At 73.7% G+C, this 4,948-nt stretch carries 4 protein-coding genes; all 4 read left to right on the top strand.

Features of this window, described 5'->3' with window-relative positions:
- The first annotated feature begins 67 nt into the window (after positions 1-67).
- Positions 68-520 carry an Lrp/AsnC family transcriptional regulator gene (locus tag AOK18_RS16385; RefSeq protein WP_055694848.1) on the top strand — a complete coding sequence of 151 codons (453 nt, stop codon included), beginning with the start codon at positions 68-70 and terminating at the stop codon, positions 518-520.
- A 132-nt stretch (positions 521-652) separates the two neighbouring features.
- Complete coding sequence (locus AOK18_RS16380) at positions 653-1,891, top strand: MFS transporter (protein WP_055694847.1); 1,239 nt, start codon at positions 653-655, stop codon at positions 1,889-1,891.
- Between the two features lie 459 nt (positions 1,892-2,350).
- On the top strand, positions 2,351-3,139 hold the full coding sequence (locus AOK18_RS16375) for a carbon-nitrogen hydrolase family protein (RefSeq protein ID WP_055694846.1): 789 nt from the start codon (positions 2,351-2,353) through the stop codon (positions 3,137-3,139).
- A 60-nt stretch (positions 3,140-3,199) separates the two neighbouring features.
- Entirely contained in the window at positions 3,200-4,897 is a 1,698-nt protein-coding gene (locus tag AOK18_RS16370) for a flavin monoamine oxidase family protein (protein WP_055694845.1), read from the top strand.
- Positions 4,898-4,948 lie beyond the last annotated feature (51 nt).

Here is a 4,948-nt window from a genome sequence, read left to right as displayed (position 1 = left end):
CTCCGGCTCCCCGCCGAACCCGCCGGTCCCGTCCCGGACCTCCCGGAAGCGAAGTGAACCGCCCGCAGTGCTGAACGATCTCGACGAACGCATCGTGCACGCCCTCGCCGAGGACGCCCGCCGCTCCTACGCGGACATCGGCAAGCTCGTCGGCCTGTCCGCGCCCGCCGTCAAGCGGCGCGTGGACCGGCTGCGCGCCACCGGCGCCATCACCGGCTTCACCGTACGGGTGGACCCCGCCGCCCTCGGCTGGGAGACCGAGGGCTTCGTCGAGATCTACTGCCGCGGCAACACCTCCCCGGAGACCATCCGGCGGGGCCTGGAGCGCTACCAGGAGGTCGTGTCCGCCTCCACCGTCACCGGGGAGGCCGACGCGGTCGCCCAGGTCTTCGCCGCCGACATGCGGCACTTCGAGCGGGTCCTGGAACGGATCGCGGGGGAGCCCTTCGTCGAGCGGACCAAGTCCGTGCTGGTGCTGTCACCGCTGCTGCGGCGCTTCTCGTCGGGACCGCCCGCCTGACGGACCCCGGGGCCCTATCCTCGATGCCATGACCTGGCGACATTGATCCACCGGCAACGCCTCCCGAGGGCCGCCCCGGATGCCGTACGTCCTCCACGTCCGGTGTCCGAACCGCCCCCACGGGAAGGCCTCATGACCTCCACGCCCCCGCGTGCGCCCGACCCCCGCGTCCGACGGCTGACGACCACGCTGTACGGCTACGCGTTCCTCGAAGACTTCGTGCTGCTCTACCCGGTGTACGCGCTGCTGTTCAGCGACACCGGCCTCACCGTCTGGCAGATCTCCTCGCTGTTCGCCCTCTGGTCGGTCACCGGCGTCCTGCTGGAGGTGCCCTCCGGCGTCTGGGCCGACGCCGTCTCCCGCCGCCTGCTCCTGCGGCTCGGCCCGCTGCTCACCGCCGCCGGCTTCGCCCTGTGGATCCTGGTGCCCTCGTACGGCGCCTTCGCGGCGGGCTTCGTCCTGTGGGGCGCCGGCGGAGCACTCGCCTCCGGGGCGCTGGAGGCCCTGGTCCACGATGAACTGGAACGGCTCGACGCGGCCGGCCGCTACGCCCGGATCATGGGCCGGGCCCGCGCGGCCGGCCTGGCGGCCGTGATGGCGGCCATGGCACTCGCGGGCCCGGTGCTCGACCGGGGAGGCCACACCGCCGTCGGCGCGGCCAGTGTGCTGGCCTGCCTGCTGACCGCGGCCACCGCCCTCCGGTTCCCGGAACACCGGTCCCCGGCGGCGGGCCCCCGCCGCTGGACCGCCCCCCTGCGCACCGGACTCGCCGAGGCACGCGCCGACCGGTCGGTGCGCGGCGCGCTGCTGCTCGTACCGGCCGTGGGAGCGGTGTGGGGCGCCCTCGACGAGTACACGCCGCTGCTGGTGCGGGACACCGGCGTCGCGGACGGGACCGTCCCCCACCTCCTGCTGCTGATCTGGGCCGGGGCCACCGCCGGAAGCCTGCTCGCCGGCGAGGGCGAACGCCTCGGCACGAACGGCCTCGCGGCCCTGCTCGCCGGAGCCGGACTCGCCCTCGCCGCCGGCACGCTCACCGGCACACCGGCCGGCCTGGTCCTGGTCGCCCTCGCCTTCGGCGGCTTCCAGGCGGCGACCGTGCTGGCCGACGCACGGCTCCAGCGGCGCATCGGGGACACCGGGCGGGCCACCCTGACCTCGCTCGCGGGCCTGGGCACCGAACTGGCCACGGTCGTGGTGTTCGGCGGCTACGCCCTGATCGCCTCGCACAGCCCGCACGGCACGGCCTTCGCCGTGTTCGCGGTGCCGTATCTGGTGACGGCGGCGCTGGTGGCGGGAGCACCCAGGGTGCCGCGGGCCGGAGCCCGGGAAGGGGCCGCGGGACGCCGGGCGGCGGAGGACACCACGTGAGGCGCCCCCGCCACGCGTGGGTAGGGAGGCGGGGGCGAGCCCCGTGACGCCGGTCCCGGCCGGAGTGAGCGGGGGGACCGGTGGCGGACGGGTGGACCGGTGGAGCACGGGGGACGGCAGCCGCCGAGGCCGCCGCCGGCATCCCGTCCGCCGCCCCCGGGAGCCCGTCCGCGCTCCGCCGCAGGCAAGGAGCGCCGGGGCGACGGCCCTCACGCCCCGGTCCGTCCGTCCCACCGGCTCCGGCGGGACGGCACCACGACGCCGTCCCGCCGGAGCCGGTGGAACGGCCCGGGTGCAACGAATCGCCGTCGGGGCCGCCGAGGACGCAACGTTCCGCTCGTCGGCGCGCAACGGCTCCCGCTTGTCCGGCCGAGCCGGCCGACCGTACCGTCTAGGCGATCCCTCCCGGCGGCCCTCCGCCCGCCTCCCCCCCCTCCCGCGTACCGACGAGGAACACGCATGCGCACCGCCCTGCTCCAGAGCTCCGGACGGCCCGGCTCCGTCAGCGAGAACCTCGAGGTCCTCGACGAGGCCGCCGGGCGCGCCGCCGCGGCCGGCGCCCGGCTGCTCGTCACCTCGGAGCTGTTCCTGACCGGGTACGCGATCGGTGACGGCATCGCGGCGCTCGCCGCGCCCGCCGACGGCGACGCGGCCGGCGCGGTCGCCCGGACCGCCACCCGGCACGGGCTCGCCGTCGCCTACAGCTACCCGGAACGGGCGGGCGACACGGTGTACAACTCCACCCAGCTCGTCGCCGCGGACGGCACCCGCCTCGCGAACTACCGCAAGACCCACCTCTTCGGCCCCTTCGAGCGGGAGCACTTCGTCCCGGGCGACCAGCAGATCGTCCAGGCCGAGCTGCACGGCCTCACCGTCGGCCTGCTGACCTGCTACGACATCGAGTTCCCGGAGAACGCGCGCGCCCACGCCCTGGCCGGCACCGACCTCCTGCTGGTGCCCACCGCGCTGATGCACCCGTTCCAGTTCGTCGCCGAGTCCCTCGTACCGGTCCGGGCGTTCGAGAACCAGATGTACATCGCGTACGTCAACCGGGCCGGCCACGAGGGCGAGTGGGAGTTCGCGGGGCTCTCCACCCTCGCCGGACCCGACGGGACCGCCCGGACCCGGGCGGGACGCGGCGAGGAACTGGTCCTCGCCGACGCGGACCCCGCGCTCCTCGCCGCCTCCCGCGAGCACAACCCGTACCTGCGGCACCGCCGCCCCGCCCTGTACGGGCCCCTCGGCTGAGCCCCTGCCTCCCCGCCTCCCCCCCCCTCCGACATCTTCCGCGCAAGGAGTCCGCACCCCATGACGTCCACGGTGCCCAACGCCGTCGAGCACGCCGACGAGCAGCAGCCGCCGATCACCATGTTCGGCCCGGACTTCCCGTACGCGTACGACGACTTCCTCGCCCACCCCGCGGGCCTCGGCCAGATCCCCGCGACGGAACACGGCACCGAGGTCGCGGTGATCGGCGGCGGCCTGTCCGGCGTCATCACCGCCTACGAGCTGATGAAGATGGGCCTCAAGCCCGTCGTGTACGAGGCCGACCGGATCGGCGGCCGGCTGCGCACCGTCGGATTCGAGGGCTGCGACCCCGCGCTCACCGCCGAGATGGGCGCGATGCGCTTCCCGCCGTCCTCCACGGCCCTCCAGCACTACATCGACCTGGTGGGCCTCGAGACCCGCCCGTTCCCCAACCCCCTCGCCGCGTCGACGCCGTCGACCGTCGTCGACCTCAAGGGCGAGTCCCACTACGCCGAGACCCCCGACGACCTCCCGCAGGTCTACCGGGACGTGGCCGACGCCTGGGCCCGGTGCCTGGAGGAGGGCGCCGACTTCTCCGACATGAACCGCGCCCTGCGCGAGCGCGACGTCCCGCGCATCCGCGAGATCTGGTCCCGGCTCGTCGAGAAGCTCGACAACCAGACCTTCTACGGCTTCCTCTGCGACTCCGACGCCTTCAGGTCCTTCCGGTACCGCGAGATCTTCGGCCAGGTCGGCTTCGGCACCGGTGGCTGGGACACCGACTTCCCCAACTCCATCCTGGAGATCCTGCGCGTCGTCTACACCGAGGCCGACGACCACCACCGGGGCATCGTCGGCGGCTCGCAGCAGCTGCCGCTGCGCCTGTGGGAGCGCGCGCCGGAGAAGCTCGTCCACTGGCCCTACGGCACCTCGCTGAAGACCCTGCACGTGGACGGCGAACCGCGCCCGGCGGTGACGCGGCTGCGCCGCACCGCGGGCCACCGCGTCACGGTGACGGACGCGAACGGGGACGTCCGCACCTACCGCGCGGCCGTCTTCACCGCCCAGTCCTGGATGCTGCTGTCCAAGATCGCCTGCGACGACGCGCTCTTCCCGATCGACCACTGGACCGCCATCGAGCGCACCCACTACATGGAGTCCAGCAAGCTCTTCGTGCCCGTCGACCGGCCCTTCTGGCTCGACAAGGACGAGGAGACGGGGCGTGACGTCATGTCGATGACGCTGACCGACCGCATGACCCGGGGCACCTACCTGCTGGACGACGGCCCGGACCGGCCCGCCGTGATCTGCCTGTCCTACACCTGGTGCGACGACAGCCTGAAGTGGCTGCCGCTGTCCCCGAACGAGCGGATGGAGGTCATGCTGAAGTCGCTGGGCGAGATCTACCCGAAGGTCGACATCAGGAAGCACATCATCGGCAACCCGGTCACCGTCTCCTGGGAGAACGAGCCCTACTTCATGGGCGCCTTCAAGGCCAACCTGCCCGGCCACTACCGCTACCAGCGGCGCCTGTTCACGCACTTCATGCAGGACCGGCTGCCGGAGGACAAGCGGGGCGTCTTCCTCGCCGGCGACGACATCTCCTGGACGGCCGGCTGGGCGGAGGGCGCCGTCCAGACCGCGCTCAACGCCGTCTGGGGCGTCATGCACCACTTCGGCGGCGCGACCGACGCCTCCAACCCCGGCCCCGGTGACGTGTACGACGAGATCGCGCCGGTGGAACTCCCCGACGACTGATCCGAGCCCACCGCGGGTCCCGGGTCCCGGGCCAGACGATCTCGGGTCCGG

This window comes from Streptomyces prasinopilosus, from assembly GCF_001419695.1.
Classification (GTDB): domain Bacteria; phylum Actinomycetota; class Actinomycetes; order Streptomycetales; family Streptomycetaceae; genus Streptomyces; species Streptomyces prasinopilosus.
This window is presented reverse-complemented; position numbering and strand designations above follow the sequence as displayed.